This window comes from Methylocaldum sp. GT1TLB, from assembly GCF_051027445.1.
Lineage (GTDB): Bacteria > Pseudomonadota > Gammaproteobacteria > Methylococcales > Methylococcaceae > Methylocaldum.
Window position 1 is genome coordinate 1039585 of sequence record NZ_CP194898.1, and the last position, 17242, is coordinate 1056826.

At 54.4% G+C, this 17242-nt stretch carries 17 protein-coding genes, 1 tRNA gene and 1 pseudogene; 6 read left to right on the top strand and 13 right to left on the bottom strand.

Going from position 1 to position 17242, the window contains the following annotated elements; translation table 11 throughout:
* Positions 1-24: 24 nt before the first annotated feature.
* From ACR2R1_RS04435 to ACR2R1_RS04450, 4 genes are all read right to left on the bottom strand, one after another.
* Positions 25-159 carry a hypothetical protein gene (locus ACR2R1_RS04435; RefSeq protein ID WP_276205414.1) on the bottom strand — a complete coding sequence of 45 codons (135 nt, stop codon included), beginning with the start codon at positions 157-159 and terminating at the stop codon, positions 25-27.
* Between the two features lie 23 nt (positions 160-182).
* Positions 183-776, bottom strand: coding sequence for a hypothetical protein (locus tag ACR2R1_RS04440; protein WP_168175510.1), 594 nt, complete (start codon positions 774-776; stop codon positions 183-185).
* 671 nt (positions 777-1447) lie between these two features.
* Positions 1448-2299 carry a hypothetical protein gene (locus ACR2R1_RS04445; RefSeq protein WP_434112841.1) on the bottom strand — a complete coding sequence of 284 codons (852 nt, stop codon included), beginning with the start codon at positions 2297-2299 and terminating at the stop codon, positions 1448-1450.
* Positions 2300-2670: 371 nt separating this feature from the next.
* On the bottom strand, positions 2671-3171 hold the full coding sequence (locus ACR2R1_RS04450; RefSeq protein ID WP_166642435.1) for an ElyC/SanA/YdcF family protein: 501 nt from the start codon (positions 3169-3171) through the stop codon (positions 2671-2673).
* A gap of 535 nt (positions 3172-3706) precedes the next feature.
* On the opposite strand from ACR2R1_RS04450, the gene ACR2R1_RS04455 reads away from it, so the two are divergent.
* Together ACR2R1_RS04455 and cmoA are read left to right on the top strand one after the other, a co-directional pair.
* Positions 3707-4597 carry a CPBP family intramembrane glutamic endopeptidase gene (locus tag ACR2R1_RS04455; RefSeq protein WP_168175509.1) on the top strand — a complete coding sequence of 297 codons (891 nt, stop codon included), beginning with the start codon at positions 3707-3709 and terminating at the stop codon, positions 4595-4597.
* Positions 4598-4602: 5 nt separating this feature from the next.
* On the top strand, positions 4603-5328 hold the full coding sequence (gene cmoA, locus ACR2R1_RS04460; protein ID WP_077732139.1) for a carboxy-S-adenosyl-L-methionine synthase CmoA: 726 nt from the start codon (positions 4603-4605) through the stop codon (positions 5326-5328).
* A 130-nt stretch (positions 5329-5458) separates the two neighbouring features.
* Here the strand turns inward: cmoA and ACR2R1_RS04465 are convergent, their stop codons facing one another.
* A complete protein-coding gene (locus tag ACR2R1_RS04465; RefSeq protein WP_077732092.1) occupies positions 5459-5989 on the bottom strand; it encodes an HMA2 domain-containing protein in 531 nt (176 codons plus the stop codon).
* 1109 nt (positions 5990-7098) lie between these two features.
* Between ACR2R1_RS04465 and ACR2R1_RS04470 the strand changes: the two genes are divergently transcribed.
* Positions 7099-8193 carry a triose-phosphate isomerase family protein gene (locus ACR2R1_RS04470; protein WP_168175508.1) on the top strand — a complete coding sequence of 365 codons (1095 nt, stop codon included), beginning with the start codon at positions 7099-7101 and terminating at the stop codon, positions 8191-8193.
* A 715-nt stretch (positions 8194-8908) separates the two neighbouring features.
* Here ACR2R1_RS04470 and ACR2R1_RS04475 read toward each other — a convergent pair.
* Positions 8909-9079 (bottom strand): rubredoxin, encoded by a 171-nt coding sequence (locus ACR2R1_RS04475; RefSeq protein ID WP_434114202.1) that lies wholly within the window; start codon positions 9077-9079, stop codon positions 8909-8911.
* 89 nt (positions 9080-9168) lie between these two features.
* A complete protein-coding gene (locus ACR2R1_RS04480) occupies positions 9169-9417 on the bottom strand; it encodes a WGR domain-containing protein (RefSeq protein WP_434112844.1) in 249 nt (82 codons plus the stop codon).
* Positions 9418-10316: 899 nt separating this feature from the next.
* Here ACR2R1_RS04480 and ACR2R1_RS04485 point away from each other — a divergent pair.
* Entirely contained in the window at positions 10317-10694 is a 378-nt protein-coding gene (locus ACR2R1_RS04485; protein WP_133716179.1) for a hypothetical protein, read from the top strand.
* A 35-nt stretch (positions 10695-10729) separates the two neighbouring features.
* Here the strand turns inward: ACR2R1_RS04485 and ACR2R1_RS04490 are convergent, their stop codons facing one another.
* Positions 10730-11179 carry a phosphate-starvation-inducible PsiE family protein gene (locus ACR2R1_RS04490; RefSeq protein WP_434112846.1) on the bottom strand — a complete coding sequence of 150 codons (450 nt, stop codon included), beginning with the start codon at positions 11177-11179 and terminating at the stop codon, positions 10730-10732.
* Positions 11180-11744: 565 nt separating this feature from the next.
* Between ACR2R1_RS04490 and ACR2R1_RS04495 the strand changes: the two genes are divergently transcribed.
* Positions 11745-12047, top strand: a complete 303-nt coding sequence (locus tag ACR2R1_RS04495) for a hypothetical protein (protein ID WP_434112848.1) — start codon at positions 11745-11747, stop codon at positions 12045-12047.
* Between the two features lie 377 nt (positions 12048-12424).
* Here ACR2R1_RS04495 and ACR2R1_RS04500 read toward each other — a convergent pair.
* Both ACR2R1_RS04500 and ACR2R1_RS04505 read right to left on the bottom strand, forming a co-directional pair.
* Positions 12425-12595, bottom strand: a pseudogene (locus ACR2R1_RS04500) (hypothetical protein); the annotation flags it as partial.
* A gap of 483 nt (positions 12596-13078) precedes the next feature.
* Positions 13079-13154: transfer RNA gene (locus tag ACR2R1_RS04505), tRNA-Lys, on the bottom strand.
* Positions 13155-13518: 364 nt separating this feature from the next.
* On the opposite strand from ACR2R1_RS04505, the gene ACR2R1_RS04510 reads away from it, so the two are divergent.
* Positions 13519-14271 carry a hypothetical protein gene (locus ACR2R1_RS04510; RefSeq protein ID WP_434112850.1) on the top strand — a complete coding sequence of 251 codons (753 nt, stop codon included), beginning with the start codon at positions 13519-13521 and terminating at the stop codon, positions 14269-14271.
* 372 nt (positions 14272-14643) lie between these two features.
* Here the strand turns inward: ACR2R1_RS04510 and ACR2R1_RS04515 are convergent, their stop codons facing one another.
* The 3 genes from ACR2R1_RS04515 to cydB are packed head-to-tail and all read right to left on the bottom strand — an operon-like array spanning position 14644 to position 17241.
* The gene (locus ACR2R1_RS04515) at positions 14644-15918 is read right to left on the bottom strand and encodes an FAD-dependent oxidoreductase (RefSeq protein WP_086133799.1); all 1275 of its coding nucleotides are present in this window, start codon (positions 15916-15918) and stop codon (positions 14644-14646) included.
* Between the two features lie 45 nt (positions 15919-15963).
* Positions 15964-16095, bottom strand: a complete 132-nt coding sequence (gene cydX / locus ACR2R1_RS04520) for a cytochrome bd-I oxidase subunit CydX (protein ID WP_077731845.1) — start codon at positions 16093-16095, stop codon at positions 15964-15966.
* Positions 16096-16104: 9 nt separating this feature from the next.
* Positions 16105-17241 (bottom strand): cytochrome d ubiquinol oxidase subunit II, encoded by a 1137-nt coding sequence (gene cydB / locus ACR2R1_RS04525; RefSeq protein ID WP_077731846.1) that lies wholly within the window; start codon positions 17239-17241, stop codon positions 16105-16107.
* Position 17242: the final 1 nt, after the last annotated feature.

Sequence of the window (17242 nt, forward strand, 5' to 3'; positions counted from 1 at the left end):
TAGGGTCATTTCGAAGCATGGCCTTCAAAAAGCTGTTGACGAATTAGCTCTAAAATTCCTTTGACCTAAAATCGGCAAAATATCTTTCTCCGAGCGATGTATATCGAGTTGAGCTCCAATTTCAGTCAGCAGCTTCTGCGAAATTTTTACGATATCCATGGTCACTCCCTCGTTCGGAAAACTCATTCAAGGTATCTTTCCCATGGCGTATTCTTCAACGCCCCCCTAACTTCGTCGAAGTTCGAAATAAGCTGATGGAGCGGCTCCGGATTCTGCTTCCTATACGCGATCCTATTTGAATTCCATTGTTTGGCGCCTACGAAGTTTATTGCCTTCGAGGCTATGTTATCGAAGTCGTCCACCAAATCTTCATAATAAATTTCGAGCATATCGTGGTCTGCGAATCGACCACGTGTTTGGGATTCCCAATTTTGGATCTGCATTATTTGCGCAACTAAATTTCCCGGTTCCAGGTGGACTTTCTTTCGGTCAACCGGAACTTTTTTCCGCAAATTCCTCTGCAGCCAAATATCGGTTTTGAATGCGATGGCCAGGGACACCAGTGTCCTCAAGCGATTACGGCGCATCAAGTGGATGATCTTGAATTCCTTCAATTTCTGGAATTCAGTCCATTCTTGGTTGGTCAAGTGGTTATAAAAAATCTTGCACCCGACCGCGCGGACGCAGCGTGCATATTCGTTATATAGACGAGATATACCTTCATTAAAACCTTGCCCGATAATCCGGTTATCCGAGCTAAATATCTCATGGAACATCTCGACCTCAGAGCTGGACCGGAATACGTCCAACAAGAGGTTTGAACCCGTGCGTGCATGCCCGATAAGCGCAAATCGGGTATATTGCGTGTGCACCCCGGACGCATAACTCATAGCCCACAACGAGGCTGCCTTCAAAGCCGAATGTAGTCGTACCAAATTACTGACTCCCACGGGTGTTTCTTATTGTTTCTGTGTTGGGTGGTTACAGCATCTATCCGACGTTCCTTGCCTTGGGAAAAATCCAAAGCGTCGTTGCCAACAGCAGACTCCGGCATAACCCTACTCGTTGAGTTAACCTATCAAGCTACCTGGCGAGGGTTGCGGCTAAAACAACCTATTTCGAAACTAAGAAGCCCACTAAAGGCTCCTTAAAAACAAAACCAATATGCAAAGCTCAACTTAACGAGTTTGAGCATAAACTGAGATACCGACTGGATCAGAGTCTAGACCGGTCACTTTTTCGGCCATTTGAAACATCCCTGTGCACCCGAATACGTAGGTGCATTGTGCTGGTTAAACCACTGATATAAAACTCGAACAACTACCTAAGAAAGGCTACTTACACGAGTCAGCGTGTCCTCAGGTGTTACACTCGGCCGTCGCTTCCCCTTCTCTTTCTTTCGTCCGAGCACCAGCCACAACCGAGCCTGCGGTCGGTACATCTTGTATCAGTTACTAGGAACGATTGCGTAGATACGCTGTTTGGTCAGCAAGCCATCGAGCAGATCGGTAGGGTAGTTTTTCCAGCCAATCGATTTCTCCCCCAAGCCCAGCGCCTCCCATTTGGCTTTGGCGGTGGCGTTGTCCTCGAACTGGAAGTGCGCGCCGCCGGCCGTGTCGGAGATGAACCAGCCGTAATCCCTAAGGGCCACGGCGATGATCCGCGCCGCCCGACGGGTCTGGCCGGTCAATTGGCTCGGTAGGGCGTTCACCCACTCGTCGATCTCGGCATCGGTGATGTTCAGCGCAAACCGGGTGCCCATGGGCAGTCCATTGTCGGTAGCTCGGCCGTCCGACTTGGTGGCCGGCGCCACGAAGGTCTTCGCGGTGTTCCGGCTCGGCATCGACAGCGCGTGCTCGATCTTGCCCTGGGCAATCTCCTCCGGTCTCACCAGCATGGCGAGGTAGGGAATGCCGCAGCCGCGCGAGGGCTTGAAGCCGTCTTCCTTGGTCAAGTACGAGCCCGGCACCAGATTGCCGTTCGAAACATGGACGGCGGCCCCATCGAAACTCGCCTGCCACAAATCCCATTCGCGCCCGCTGTCCGGGTCGAGGATGATCACCTGGCTATCGGAGCCGGTCGCGGGCTTCCAATCCGGGCTCCAGGGGATCTTGGTACCGTTGAGTTTGTTCCATGATGGCGCTCGGACTGGGTAAGAGCCTTTCGCGGTGCCGGCCATGTACACCGGATAGGTATACCCGCTGAAGGACAGATTGAAATTGCCGACCCGCGACGGCGAATATTGCCACAGGCGATTGGTCAAGGCATCGGACTGGGGATGGCGCGGCAGCCCGTCCACCGGTCGGTTCCAGGGCGCGTTCGGGCCGAACGGACGAACATAGCGCGTAGTTGCCGGAGATGGATTAGTTGTTTTCGTTCCTCTGGCGCGCAGAGCGGTCGGATCATCAACTGCTCGCGGCGTCGCGGCGCCAACCCAAGAGCAACCGCAACATGCTCCCAAAACGATACTGACTAGGCAGTACCTCAAAACATCCTGTTTATTCATGACACTCCTTTTTTGATCGATTCTAAACAAGAGCCGCCCTCTTTAAAACCGTAAGAGACCAACGGAACGTCTTTTTGCAATGTGGAGAGCGACGAGCGAACGCCACATCGAGGCTTCATAACGGGAAAGACCTCGAGCGATCGGGGTAGAGACGGCAAGTCACACTACCGAGCCATGATCTCCCTTCCAGGATAAAAAATCAGGGTAGTGTAAAGATAAGCGATCGCCTCGTCCGTTACGGTTCGAAATCCCTCGCTGGACCGCCACCAGCGCATCGGGTCGTGACTTTCATCCTCGACGGCGATGACACCAACGGGGATAGACCGCCCGATAGCCGTCTGGAACAACAGGCGGCTTCGGCGGGCGTGAACCCCGAGCGACACAACGGTCAGCGAGCGTTCCTCAATCCCGTTCCGAGCAAACCAGTTTCGTAGAGCGATAGCGGATATGTACGTCCGATCCGTCCTGCTCCGCGGCGCCGGAACCGGCTGGACTACATCCGCATCCAGCCCCAGTTCGACCAACATGGCGGCGCCGGCCTCGGCGGACGTTCCGTATTTCTGGAGCAACCGTCCTCTCTCGATAGGGCCGCCGGTGACGTAGAGCCGGGTGTATCGACCGCGTTCGAATTCGGCAATCACTTGCTCCATCGCGTAATCCGGCATCCATCCCTCTGCCACAAGGCCGCCCCCGGAAATCGGGTCGCTGATCGATAAAAAAGGATGGATCCTACCAACGATGAAAGCGGCGGAACTCAAGGAAACGAGAAAAAGAACCATCCAACCGTGAGCGGTAGGCAACCAACATGAACGTCGGTGAATCAGACCAAGACATAGCCTACGCCGCGTAAAATCCGTTTCTTGCATGTCCATTCCTAAAGGCACCCTTGTGCAGGCACAGAGATATCGATCGAGGCCGCCCGCACCGGAGGTGGAGACGGCGCGATTAATACTGCTTTGGTGAATCGTCGCTCAAGCCCGATGCGACATAAGGAGCGCCGCCTCGCAGGCTCGTGCATTTGTACCCAGCAGGGGGTTCGGAAACGCTCGGCTTCCCACCGAACGGTGCCGTTTTACCCACCATGCGCCATATGAGATAGACTTTCGACCATTTAACGCGCCATCGGCTTTAGCGCATCAATGTTTCAAATCCTTTGTCATGCTTTCCCTAAGAATCGTTAGTTCAGCGGTGCTGGCACCTTTGTTGGTCATACTTCTTTGCGCCTCGCTCGCCGCGTTTTTCGCCTACCCGATCTTTTGGATCACGGATGGTGCCATCGGGTTTCATACCCTGGTAAACCGCAGCGGTCATTTGCTTCTCCTTCTCAGCATCATTCCGGCGGCGAAATTCTTCAGCCTGCGCCGTCCGGACATCGGGGTGGGAACCAAGTCCGAGCTGTCTCGCCAGGTCGCGGTCGGTGTTCCGTTGGGAGCCGCCATGCTCGCCCTTCATGCCTTGGCGTTGATCGCCCTGGACGTTCGCGAGATCGATATGGATGCCTGGTCGAACGCCCATCGCCTCGGAATGACCGCACTTAAGGCACTCGGCATAGGATTGGTCGTGGCAATCATAGAAGAAACGATTTTCCGCGGCGTTCTGTTCGCCGCACTTCGAAAAGCGGCCGGAACCCTATCGGCCGTCGCCATCAGTTCCTTTTATTTCGCCCTACTCCATTTCTTGCGCAGCGACTTGAAACCCGCAGCGGCCGATGTCGACTGGACTACAGGTTTTCGAATCGTAGGGGATGCCCTGGCCACTCTTCCAACCCTGGATCCCTCCTCTTTTCTCGCGTTATTCCTCGCGGCAGTCTTTCTCGCCTGGATTCGGGTGGCTTTTCCCTTGGGCTTGGGCTACTGCATCGGCATACATGCCGGGTGGGTCTGCGTCATCAAGACCACCAAAGCGGCAACGAACGGCGTTCCGAACGGATACTGGTCGTTTTTGACCGGGTCTTACGACGGGATGATCGGTTATCTCACCGCTGCCTGGATGAGCGCCCTGATCGTGCTGCTCGTGATCCGCATCCGCCGCCGGTCCGGCCCTGAAAAGGATCGGCGGTCGCCGGGCAGATTAGCGAAAGAGCCCATTTGAATACGATGACTAAAGACGATTTATTCAAAGAAAAGCGTCCAATGGTGACGGATTTCGATTTCGGAAAGGATACCGCCGAGGTTTTCGACGACATGCTGGATCGCTCGGTCCCCTTCTATGCGGAAATTCAACGCATGATCGGAGAGATCGCGGGAGATTTTGCCGTCCCCGGAACCAATCTTTACGACCTGGGCTGTTCGACCGGCACGACGTTCATCGGGCTCGATCCGGTCGTTCCGGCAGAAGTTGCCTTTATCGGCGTGGACTCCTCGCCCGATATGTTGAAAAAGGCGCGGAAAAAGCTGCAAGAAAACAGTATTTCACACACTTACGAGCTGATCTGCCTGAGCCTGGACGACGGCGTTCCCATTCTGAACGCCTCTGTGGTCATCCTGAACTTGACGCTGCAATTCGTCCGTCCGCTCAACCGTGACCGCGTTATTTCGAGCATCGCTCACGGATTGAACGACGGCGGCTGCCTCATTCTGGTCGAAAAAGTGCTCAGTCAGGACTCGACCATCAACCGTCTGTTTATCAAGCATTATTACGAGTTCAAGAAGCGCAACGGCTACAGCGAGCTCGAAATTTCCCAAAAGCGGGAAGCATTGGAAAACGTCCTGATTCCCTACCATCTCGAGGAAAATCGCGAGCTATTGCTGCGGAATGGCTTCAAATCGTGCGACGTCTTTTTCCGCTGGTACAACTTCTGCGGGATGCTGGCATTGAAATGATTTCCGATTCGCCGGCGCGACGATCGCCGACGTTCCGAGTACGCAGCGGTCTGCTTTCCAGCCGCAATGCGACTTCCCTCGAGCAGCCGACCGGGACGACTAGCCCGAATGCCTCCGGCCCGGAATACGCTCAACGTCTCGGCGACCGTGCCCGGTCGTGCGGCCGGGTTTTGACGAACAGGTCGAACCCCATCCAGAGCAATAGCCAGCCGGGCACCTTTTCGATCATGAGCCCGTTCCGAACAATGGACCAGAGCCCGGCTCCGGCAAGCGCCAGCGGCAACACCGTCCGAAGATCGATCGGAAGCCCTGTCCAGCGGCTCATACGCGTATTCAAATCATCGATCGCTTCAATCACGGTCAAGGGTTCCGCAGTTGCCGGAACTGCGGAACGTGCACGCATCAGGTCTTCCGCGAGGACATCGATATCCTGAAGCCACTTGAGTATCCCGGCTCTATCGCAGCGGCCGGAATCGTAATGGACCGTAACGCTTCCGGTGGTCGGATTGACGTACACTCCGGAAATCTCGCGCTTTGCTTCCAAATCGCCCTTTATTCGATTCAGTAATGCCGGGTTGCGATAGGTACCGCGAGATTTTATTCGCAGCCGGCCCGGCACGGCGCTGACGATCCGGGCTTGATGAGTTGCGGGTGAGTTCATGAGGCCGTTGTCTCCAATCGGATCGTGCCCAATACCATTGAGACAGTGATTCCTAATGGCAATCTCCCGCTCCCCACCTAGTCCTCGATCGACAGAGAGAGGTCCGCCGCAGAGCCTCAAAACGCTCGTTGCCAATCACTTTAGTGCCATGCCGAACCTATTCCGGCAGACCGAAACGCACAGATTCCGAAGTTATCGGCAGGGTCAATTCCATCGTCCGGATCATCGCGGCAACAGCGCCGGGGACCCCGACCCGCATGCGTATCGATTAAGGCGGTTCGCCCCACAGCAATCTCGAGCATCGGTACGGGCTTCAGTTGCCTTCCGCCGCTGCGAGACATGGAGCGATGCGAATGCGAGCGAGTCGAGTAGTCCCCGGAAGCCCGAGCGCCGGGTGGATGGCCGAAGGTCGTTGCGTTAGCAACGGTCGTAGGCCATCCACAAGGCATCGCGACCGGGCGTCGAGCCATTGTGGAGCCAGGTTCCGACCCCTTGTCGGGTCGGGACCGGTCGAACGCAGGGCGTCCGGGGCGCCGCAGGCAATAACTTGTCGCCAAGTTTTTGCTCCTTTTGGTGACTCGGAAGTCCCAAAAGGTTTTGCAAAAAATGGCGACACAATCGTCATCCACAATTTCCGTGGACAACCCTGTGGATAAGTCCGTGGACAAAGCTTGCCGATATCGGCCGCTCAAGCCTTCGCATTAACCTGACCAAGTTCTTTACAGGACGGCGCACCATTATGACTTATTGATATATCTCATTGATATTACGCATTTTTTTAAGGCGCCAACTTCAAATCAAGTACTTATGGGCTGCTTGTAAGTGACGACTGACACAGAATGCGCATGTCAAGTCTTGACAGTGGATAACTTCGAGAAAAAAGCCGAAAAAGCGAGACGCAAGGAAAAAAATGTGGAGTAAGTCATGCGAGTGCGCTGTCGATTCGGCAGGCCGGACGCTCGAGCAACTTATCGGTATGCGACCGGACGCTACAATAAAGCTCGAGTTGTATTATGCGCGCACAGTCCCCATGATAAATCGAACGGCGGCGCCCCATCACGCGGATGGCGGATGAGACCGCGACACCGGATCAGAAGGAAAAACAAATCATGAAAACGGCAAGCGTATATCGGAACTATTATCGCCAAAGAACGGCAAATCAATGGCAGAAGATCGAGGCGGAGATCGGCGATCCCGGAGCGATCCGGCCGTTCCTGGCCGGCAATTGGAAAATGAACGTGATCCCACGGTCCGGCGTCGCGCTCGCCGCGAGAATCTTCGATCTTTGCAAAGGCGTAAAAGACGTCGATATCGGCTTAGCTCCTCCCTTCACCGGACTCTCTACGCTAGCCGATTACATCAAGCCGGATTTTCTCCGGACGGAATACGGTCTTGGGCGGAACGTCTTCCTGCTGGCACAGGACACGTTCTTCGAATCCAAAGGCGCATTTACCGGAGAGATCTCAGCCGAAATGCTCGCGTCGATCGGCGTCGACCGCGTCATCATCGGACATTCGGATCGCCGGACCAATCTCGGCAAATATTTCGGATTCGGACCCAGTATCGCAAAACGGTTGTCCAAAAGTTTTCTCTTGCAGGAATTGGAGCTGCTCAGGACCAAGGACGACGGCGACCGGCAAATTCTCGCGGCCCTCGAACACTTGGCTTCGGAAGCAAACCAAGACGTTTTGACGGGAATACAGCGGTTTCTGGAAGAAGAGCTGATCGAGCGGGCCGGCGAAAGCGACGAAGTCATACAGAAAAAGGTTCAGGCTTCCTTGGCCCACGGACTTCAGGTGATTCTCTGCGTCGGCGAAAACAAGGAAGCCAGAGAAACCCATGAGACCTTCAATCTGCTGGATCGGCAGTTAAGGCTGGCGTTTGAGGTCGTCTCGCCGAGGACCGCGAGCGAAGTCGTGATTGCCTACGAACCCGTCTGGGCCGTCGGAGAGGGCGCAAAACCCGCAAAACTGGAACAGATCAGCGAAGTGCACGACTTTATCAGGAATTTGATCATGGACCTGTACGGCGAGCAAATCGCATCGACGATCAGAATTCTGTATGGCGGAAACGTGAAACCCGACAATATCGCCGAGATCATGAGTATTGCAGGGGTAGACGGCGCCTTGGTGGGCGGAGCGAGTCTAAAAGCATGGGATTTCGCGCAAATCATCCGGTTTGGCTTGGAATGTCCCTGTTATTGAGCCCCGCTGTCGCGGCTCACTCAGTCCCGGCAGTTCTCATATCGGTGCCGAGTAATTGCTTCGGCACAAAGCGCGATTTTCGACAAATGCAGTCCGTAGGATGTACTGATCATCGGGAAGCCCCCTTCGACCGGGCTCAGGACAGGCCCTTCGACTGAGCTCAGGACAGGCATCGTTCGCGATCGATGGGGCTCATGCCACGCCATCCCTGCGCGGCCCCCCTGCGGGCGGCGCTGCCGTGCAAATCGGCGATCCTGCCGATTTGTCACTTCGCTCAGCCCATCCTACACAGGCTACCCTTGGAAAATCGGAAAGCCGCACAAAACAGGATTCCAATTAACTGCCGGAACAATATTTGCCTTCCAATAATCCCCTGGCTCCCGATAAACTGGGAAATTACATCGGACCGTGGGAGTATAGCGCTTAGTATATTCGTGAAGCCTATACCTGGTATTGCGGGCCTTCTGTCGTTGCCTGGCGTAGTCTTAGCATGCTATGCCTTCGCGTTTGACCAGAAAATATCAAGCTCGAATTGAAAGTTTGAATCTAAATGGTAGATCAAGGCTCGCGACAGAACGACCATGATCTATAAAGAGTAATCCCGTTGCGGGTCTTCTTGTAGCGGATCGGCTCTTTCTTTTATACCAGCTTCGATCAAGAAGCCAGCCTTCCCCTCGAACCGCTCGGTAGAATCTCGCGAATCGTTCACGGAAGATCACTCGATCAATTTGAAAAAGCTTTTCGGCGCTCCGCATATCGGGCATTCCCAATCATCGGGAATGTCTTCCCAACGAGTGCCCGGCGCAATACCACTGTCGGGATCGCCTTGTGCTTCATCATAGATGTGTTCGCATTCCAAACAATGGTATTTCTTGAAATCCGACATAAAAGCTCTCAGTTCCAATAAAGGTTTCAGGATACAGAAAAGAAGGATGAGCCACTCAAGCAATATCGATTCGCGCGCGATGAAGCGAGTCATACCGACACCGGCTCATATCCTCGCCGCTTACGCTGATTGCGAACGTTCGACAACTTCGCGACCGCATCGTCGTATGACGGGCACGGCATATGTTTCATCCGGCCCATAGGCGACCCACGACGCTCCCAGATTCGGGTCAGTACCCAATCGCCCCACAGGTCCTGTTGTAGATGAATCTCGTAATACCGGGATTCCTTCTCCCAACGCAGTCGAACAGGTGCCGTTTCGGATGACTCGTCAGTCATGGAGTATGCAACGGAATATCGAGAAGAATGGATCGCACCCTAACACATAGCGCCCGAATGACCAACCGAGTACAGCGGGTGGCCCGATTTGTCGCGCGTTGTGACGCATTCGACACGTCTCTTGAACATCAAAAGTCCGGATACCGCCGGCGATGGGCAATGCTACCGCCAACCCGTTTGTCTGATCGGCAGCTGCTTTGCCCATCGCCACTTTGTTCATAACCGGAAAAGATAAAACCTAATTGGCATCATTTACTCCGAGCGTAACCATCTCTGGCCATACCCAGGTCCTGGTTCCCGCCGGTATAGTTCCGGTATCCATGACACATGGCGAGATTAATATAATATGAAAGAAGGGTTCTCCATACTTTTTGCCAACACCAGTAATTCTGGCAATACAATGACAGTTATTGAATGTAGCATTAACTATGGCACCTGGTTTCATATGGGTAATCCCTAATTGGTTTCACAGTCAATTTATGAGATCACTCCAAGTGAGTGGAGTTCATCGAAGATCACGCCTGTCCGGCATCAATTAGGCTGAAAAAATGAAGCTCACATTTCATAAAATAACAGAAATCGAGGACCGCAATAAAGCAGGCCCGAAACTCCAAGGCGATGCTTCGAGGCTGATCAAAGAGGACAGATTGAGAGCAGCGGATGCCGAGGAGATGCGCTATCGTCAGCACCGGTCAGGCGTTATATCTGCGCTCGAGCGGGGAGCACTTTGACGCATGATTCAGCAACCTGCGCAACGCGTCCAAACCGCAGCACGCTGAAAATCGCACAGCAGCCACGTCGATACTCCATGATAAAGAAACGTTCAAGGCGTGATTGTCAGCAAAAACTTTGGCCCACGTCCGATGCCTATATTATGAAAGCTCGATAGAAGAAAGCTTATGATTCGATTGACATTCGACAGCGGCGCGGGAGGTCGGCCCGAACAGATCGGACCGGCGCCCTGGTTTCGCGTCGGCGGCAACGCCATTCGCCAAGGGCCGCAAGGAAGCATCGTGGCAGCCTATCGCAATCATTTTTGGGAAACTCAAGGCCGACACTTTACGCGATACGACTGCAAAGAGCCGGTGCGAATCTCGTTTGAGAATGCCACTGGCGAACCATCGGAGTGGTTCGGACCGTTTGCTTATGTTTCATGTGTGGACGGCGTGGTATATGCCGAGGAACAGCTGTTCGCCAAGTTTCAAGAAGAATCGGTCATTTGGCATTGTTATCCTACCGATACCTACTGGCCTATCCTGGTGCTTAGCCCGCCATAAAAAGACCGAATAAAATCCCGGACTTCCTCTCCGTCTTATACCGCCTCTCGGATTAGCCAGTAAGTCAGACCCAAAACCAGGGTAATCGCTGCCAACCCCAGCAGATGACCGGCACTCACGTCTTGAACTTCGAGAATAATGAACTTGCGAACTACGGCCAAAAGGGCAATCAGCACGACTACTTTGGTCTGAACGATGCTCTGCTCTCTTCTGACCACGTATTGAAGGGTGTGATTGAACTCCAGCGCAATCAAAAGTGTCATGATTTCGCCGAAGATTTTTTGAAACACGTCGTGATTGAACGGATCCAGCACGCCACGCACCAGGCCCAGTACGACATCGGTCGTAAGCTGATACAGCGCTACCAGAATGGTCAATCCGATCACGATCGTCAGGACAAACGCAACCAGACTCTCGAAACGCTGGTAATAGGAAAGGATCGCCCATTCCTCCTTCGTCGCTTTCCACCTGTTAGAGATCTGCATTATCGACTCAAGCTTTAGTAGGTCGGCAATCCTTTGCCGACGAACCCGTTGGCCCAACTGCATCGTCGGGAAGGGATTCCCGACCTACTCGCGAGTGCCCGTACAGTAGGTATGAAAATGCTCTAAGTACATTCAGGGAAGTCTTGCGGCATAGGCAACCTGCAGGACAACCCCGCCAATCAAGCCAATCAGTCGAGATTCCGCAAATATTTGCGGAATGTACTTAGCGCGCAACTGCGCGTAAACGTTTTAAACGATATCTTCGGCTGTACATTCGCTGCCCCAATCCGCCATTCGACGCAAGAATTGCGGAGTGGCATGCAAGCGTCTCCCGCGCCAATTCTGGATGGGTCTCACGGGTTTACAATTCAAGGCGGAAATAAGCAGGCAACACTCCGTTGCCTTCCGGATGCCGGTTTTCGACTCCCGGAATGATTACGATAACGACAGACCGCCCTTATGATGTCTTCCGTTTACGGTGCTCTGTCGCTTTCCCCATTTTTATTGATTTTCACCGAGACGGGCCAAATAGCGGACAACCCCAGATACCCGTAGAGAAAACCTCATGAAATACTGGCCCTTGTTTTTGACATTCACCCTACCGCTCTGCCTCCATGCCGAAGAGCGTCCGGTCAATTACTGCAAAGATCCGCAAAAAACGGCCGAATGGGAAAAGAACCTCGCCGACACCCCGGAAGATCCGCTAATCATCAAGCTTTATGCCCTACGAATCGGGCTCTGCAAAATGGTCGACGAAGGTAAAGTCGAGCTCGATGAAGCCATCCGGATCTGGGATATCGAGCACGCGCGAAGCGTCAACGAGCGGCTGCTGGATGAAATGAAGCGCGGCCGGAAACGAACGCTCTGAACTACAGGACATCGGTCGAGCAATGAACGCCAGCGCCCTCCGTTAGCAACGTACGTCTTTACGGTTGCGAGTCGGATGATGGCAGTCGTAAGCGTTCTATCCAGAATTTTGAAATGATTCAGAAATCGACCGCCCGGTACTTCCAGCATCTTCCCAATCCCTTCGATTTGGATGGAAAGCCATAAGCTCAGCCCGTCTTTGCTTGGAATTAGGGAAAAGCGTTTTCACTCGTCCGGCGACGATCTAGTGATCCGGCACTACGTAACTTTCCACTACGGCGGCGATAATCCGGCAAGGCAAACCGATGGCGGCCAGCGGCACCCGGGTTCAGGTTTCCGGCTACCACCGTCTCTCAGCCAAAAAATGCTTGGCCTGCATTACGGATTACAGTTGAGAACGGTATCGCCCTGATCGGCTGCACAGACGTCACGGTCGGCGTGAGGGCCGCCGTTGACCGTATCGTTGCCGCGGATATGGTCTATGACGCCCACGTCTTGCGCGGACGCCCCTATCAGAACATCGGGTTTGCCATCGCCATTCACATCCCCTACCCAGCCACGCCTTGGCCGAACTGGGCATAGGCCTGAGGTAACGGGTCATCTAGGAACAGTTATGAAGGCCACGATTCGTCACCACTCGGAAATGTTTCCATGCGGCGCTTGCCTGATTAAGGAGACTTTCAAGGCGGGAAGGGAGTTGCGTGAAGGATCCGGCTGGACGCCTTCGAATGCACGCATTTTGGGGAAAGAAAGACGGCTACTACTCAGGAAGAAAGCTGACTTAGAGGCGCTGCGGGCGGATGCGCCGAACTCTCAAGGCCACGGTAACGAATGCACACCGGCCGCCCCGTCCTCAAAATCTGCCCAGTCGCACGGTTCCCGAACTCCGGCCAGGCACTCACGTTGAACCCGATCGACCACCCGCTGCCGCGCCGCCGGATTGGCCGCGCGACCTCAAAAAACTTTTGCGCAAAATTTGGGCAGCACGCCAAAATAAAAAAGGCCTGCATCGCTGCAAGCCTTTGATATTCCTGGTGGGCCGTGCTGGATTCGAACCAGCGACCACTGCATTAAAAGTGCAATGCTCTACCGACTGAGCTAACGGCCCAAAGAAGCGGAAATTATAATGACTGATTTCTTGTTCTTCAAGTCCATTACAAATGCTCTTTGCAATCCGCGACGGATCGAAGATCGGAATGAGCATTCATAATCTCTGGGCTTTCGTGTGCCTTCGATGGAAGGGATAATCACGGCTTCTCCCGCTTGCACCGCCGGCCCCACTCTGTCTCACTGTCTTTCCAGATATCCATGGCGCGCCTGAAATCCCCGCGCGCGTAACATTGCGTTATCCTAACCTGCCTGACAATTACTAAATCTACCAAACTATCGGCTATCGACCGGTCTTTTCCGGTCGTCGCATGAATCAATGTGGTGATCTGCGATTACCGCCATTACCGAAACTGCGCCGAGCTATGAGATTCACAAGAAGTCTTTTCAATACGCTGCTTTTATCCTTTTTTCTTTTCGCCCTGAGCGGATGTGTTTATTTCCGGCTGCTGGAAGCAAAAAATCAACTGGCCGACTTCGAACGGAATTTCCGGGTTCAGGTGACCGATGACCATTTTCACCTTGATTTCTTGCACCCGGTGCTATTGAGCGAGGATTTCCGCTATCTAACCAAACTCCATCCCAGCCGAATCGAAAAATTGCCACAGGGGTACCGGTGGTACCTGGATTTCCACCAAATGGATAGCCCTGCTCAGCCGGGAAAAACCATCGTTTTCCGCATGACGTTCAACGGGAAAGACAAACTCTCCGGCTGGGATTTCTCGCCGGTTTTTCTGGAAATGGCCCCCGCGACGTTTCTTGAGGCATCGATCAGGTCTCTCGGCAAAGGCAAGGTTGACGAGGGTCGTCGACAGTTGAAGGTCGATGCGGAAGACCTGCCGAGGGTTTCGGCAGCCCCTCCAAACCGGCGAAAAATTTTGGAAGTGTTGGGCCCCCCGGCGGAAGAATCGCTGAAGGACGGTATGACGCTCTATGTTTACCGATTCAAGGCCGACGCCGTTCCGCTGGGTGAAGAAGGCGAAAATAGGCGGATTGCCGTAGCCAGACTTTATTTCAATCCGGTTACGGACGAATTGGTAAGAATGTCCAGCCGCTTTGTAGGCTTGAAGATCGCCATCGATTACCGAAAGCTCATCCAACTGAGCGGTCCCGGTTGAGATTTGTCGGTAAGAATCACCAGGGAACCTTCAACCTGTCTCACGGTCATTACAGCAAATACCAAGTGTTTTCCTTGGTTTTTTAAGTTAAGACCGGAGGTTGTTATGGCCGTATTAGAAGCTACGACGTTAGTACTGGCACTTGGAACGATGTTCGGCATATTGATTTCTCGCTTCAAGTAATTCAGTAGTTCGTTAAATACGCGGCAGGTGTAAATGTCAGCGCTCTGGTTGAATAAACGCATCGGCCGCGTCATTTACGAATCCCCGCGCCGCCCGTCTTCGCCAATTGGACTAAGGACGGGCGGCGTTTTTTTTTCGGCTCTATTCGGTCCTGCAATCGACCTGTTGTAAGGCCCGGACCACGAATCATTAGCTCTTTTTTAACCGCACGATACCCATCAGCCTCAAACCCAAGCGTTCGTAGAAGGGTTCGCTGATACCTTTACGAATCTTGCGGATGAAATACTTCTCGAATGCGATCTTGGCCAAGTGTACCCAGCGCCCCTTGCTGGCCCAGGTGACGTTGCGCGGCGGAATCTGGGGGCGAGCTATGAAGGCTACGCCGGTATCGCCGAGATCGGCCAGGCAAAGGGCATTCCAGGTCGCCTTATGCGAGGGCTCCTTGCCGTCCAGCTGCTCGCGGATATTGTGCGCGGTAGCGGTCACCATGGATTCGATCATATAGCCGGTCTTGGGCGATCCCGTGGGTACGGGCGTGGCTTCCACCGGCGGAATGGCCACGCATACGCCGACCGAGTAGATGTTCTTGAAAGTCGGGTTGCGCTGATACTCGTCGATCATTACGAAACCGCGGGGATTGACCAGCCCTTCGATTCCGGCCACGGCATCGACGCCCCTGAAGGCGGGAATCATCATGGCGTGTTTGAACGGCAGTTCGTGCTTCTGTTTTTCCTGTCCCTTCTCGTCCACCTCGGTTACATGCATCACGCCCTTCTCGATGCGGTCCACCTTGGCGTTGGTGATGGCCTTGATGTGATGCTGGCGCAGTTCGCCTTCCAAAAGACCCTTGGTGTCGCCCACGCCGCCCAAGCCGAGATGGCCGATATAGGGTTCGGAGGTGACGAAAGTGATCGGCACTTTGTCGCGGATCTCGCGCTTGCGGAGATCCGAATCGGCGATGAAGGCGTACTCGTAGGCCGGCCCGAAACAGGATGCACCCTGAACTGAACCGACGATGATCGGGCCCGGGTCCTTCACGAACTCGTCCCAGAATTCGCCGGCTTCGGCGGCGTGATCGACGTGGCAGACGGACTGCGTATGCCCGTGCGGACCGAATCCCGGCACTTCCTCGAACGCCAGCTTGGGCCCCGTGGCGATGACCAGGTAGTCGTAGTCGACATTGCTGCCATCGGCCAGCTCGACCTGGTTTCGGTCGGGATGAACCCGAGTCACTTTCTGGTTGATGAAGTTAATCCCTTTTCTCTTGAACATCGGCGCCAGTTCGACCTTGATGTCGTCCGGCTTTCGCCACTTGACGGCCACCCAAGGGTTCGACGGGACGAAGTGAAAAGTCGGGCTGTCCGAAATGACACAGACCTCGTCTTCTTTCCGGGCCAGGTGTTTCATTTCGAGAGCCATCGGAACGCCGCCTATGCCGGCGCCTAATATAACGATGCGGGCCATGATCAGCCTCCTCCGTTCTAGTTGTTAATCAGACTTTTGGTCGAACTACTTTGACGAACTACGCGACGCGCCGATCTCGCCGGCGTCCATATTGCATTCTGCCTCCAGCCACATCGCGTTGATGATGCCGAATGCGCAAGCGAAACCGACACCCAATATCCAAGCGAAATACCACATGTTTCTACCTCAATATAAAGAATGCTGATCCTTCAGCACTTTCTCCGGGGTAACGCTACCCCACAACACCCTATACACCCAGCGGGTATAAGCCAGAACGATGGGCAGGAAGATCACCGTGATCCAAAAGGCCAAAGCCAGGGTGAAATGGCTGGAACTCGCGTCCCAGATAGTCAGGCTGTGATTCGGATCGGTCGACGAAATCACGAGATACGGAAACAGCCCGAAGCCAAGCGATAGCAGCACCCCGGTGATGCCCAGCGAACTGAACAAAAAAGCTCCGACGGACGTGTGTTCCAGGGCCGAACGCCAAGCCAGGAGCAACCCCCCGAAACCGAGCGCGGGCGCGACTAGCATCCAGGGATGGGACATGAACTGACGCAGCCAGCCGGACGTCATGGCCACCGTCTTGTTGAGCGGGTTGGACGGGGCATCCGTACCCGGCATGGCTGTGATCTCCGGAAGATTCATCCCGAAGACAACCCATAGAGCCGCCAGGGTCACAGCGCCGATTACCACGGGCCCCAGGACCCGCACCACCGCCAGTGCTCGACGGTAGAGCACGCCTTCGGTGCGCCACTTGAGGTAAATCGCACCGTGAAAAAGGCTGATGAGCAGGCCGAGCACGCCGCAGAACAGCGCGAAGGGATTGAGCAGGGCGAAGAAGCTGCCGTCGTAATACGGCCGGAGATCGGCATCGAAATGGAACGGCACGCCCTGAACCAGATTTCCCACCAGAACGCCCAAGAGGATCGGCGGCACCGCTCCTCCGATAAACAGCCCCCAATCCCAGGCATTGCGCCAGGCGGGATTCTCCAGCTTGCTTCGATAATCGAACCCCGCCGGTCGGAAGAACAAGGCGAACAACACCAGCAGCATGGCCACGTACAACCCCGAGAACAGAGTCGCATAGACCAACGGCCACACGGCGAACAAGGCACCTCCTAAAAGGACCAGCCACACCTGATTGCCTTCCCAGGTTCCACCGACGGTATTGATGACGGCGCGGCGTTCGAGGTCGTTGCGGCCGACAAACGGCAGGAGCGCGCAGATGCCGAAATCGAATCCGGAAGTCAGGACAAAGGCGATGATGACCACCCCGGTGAACAGCCACCAAATGATTCTTAGAGTCTCGTAATCGAACATG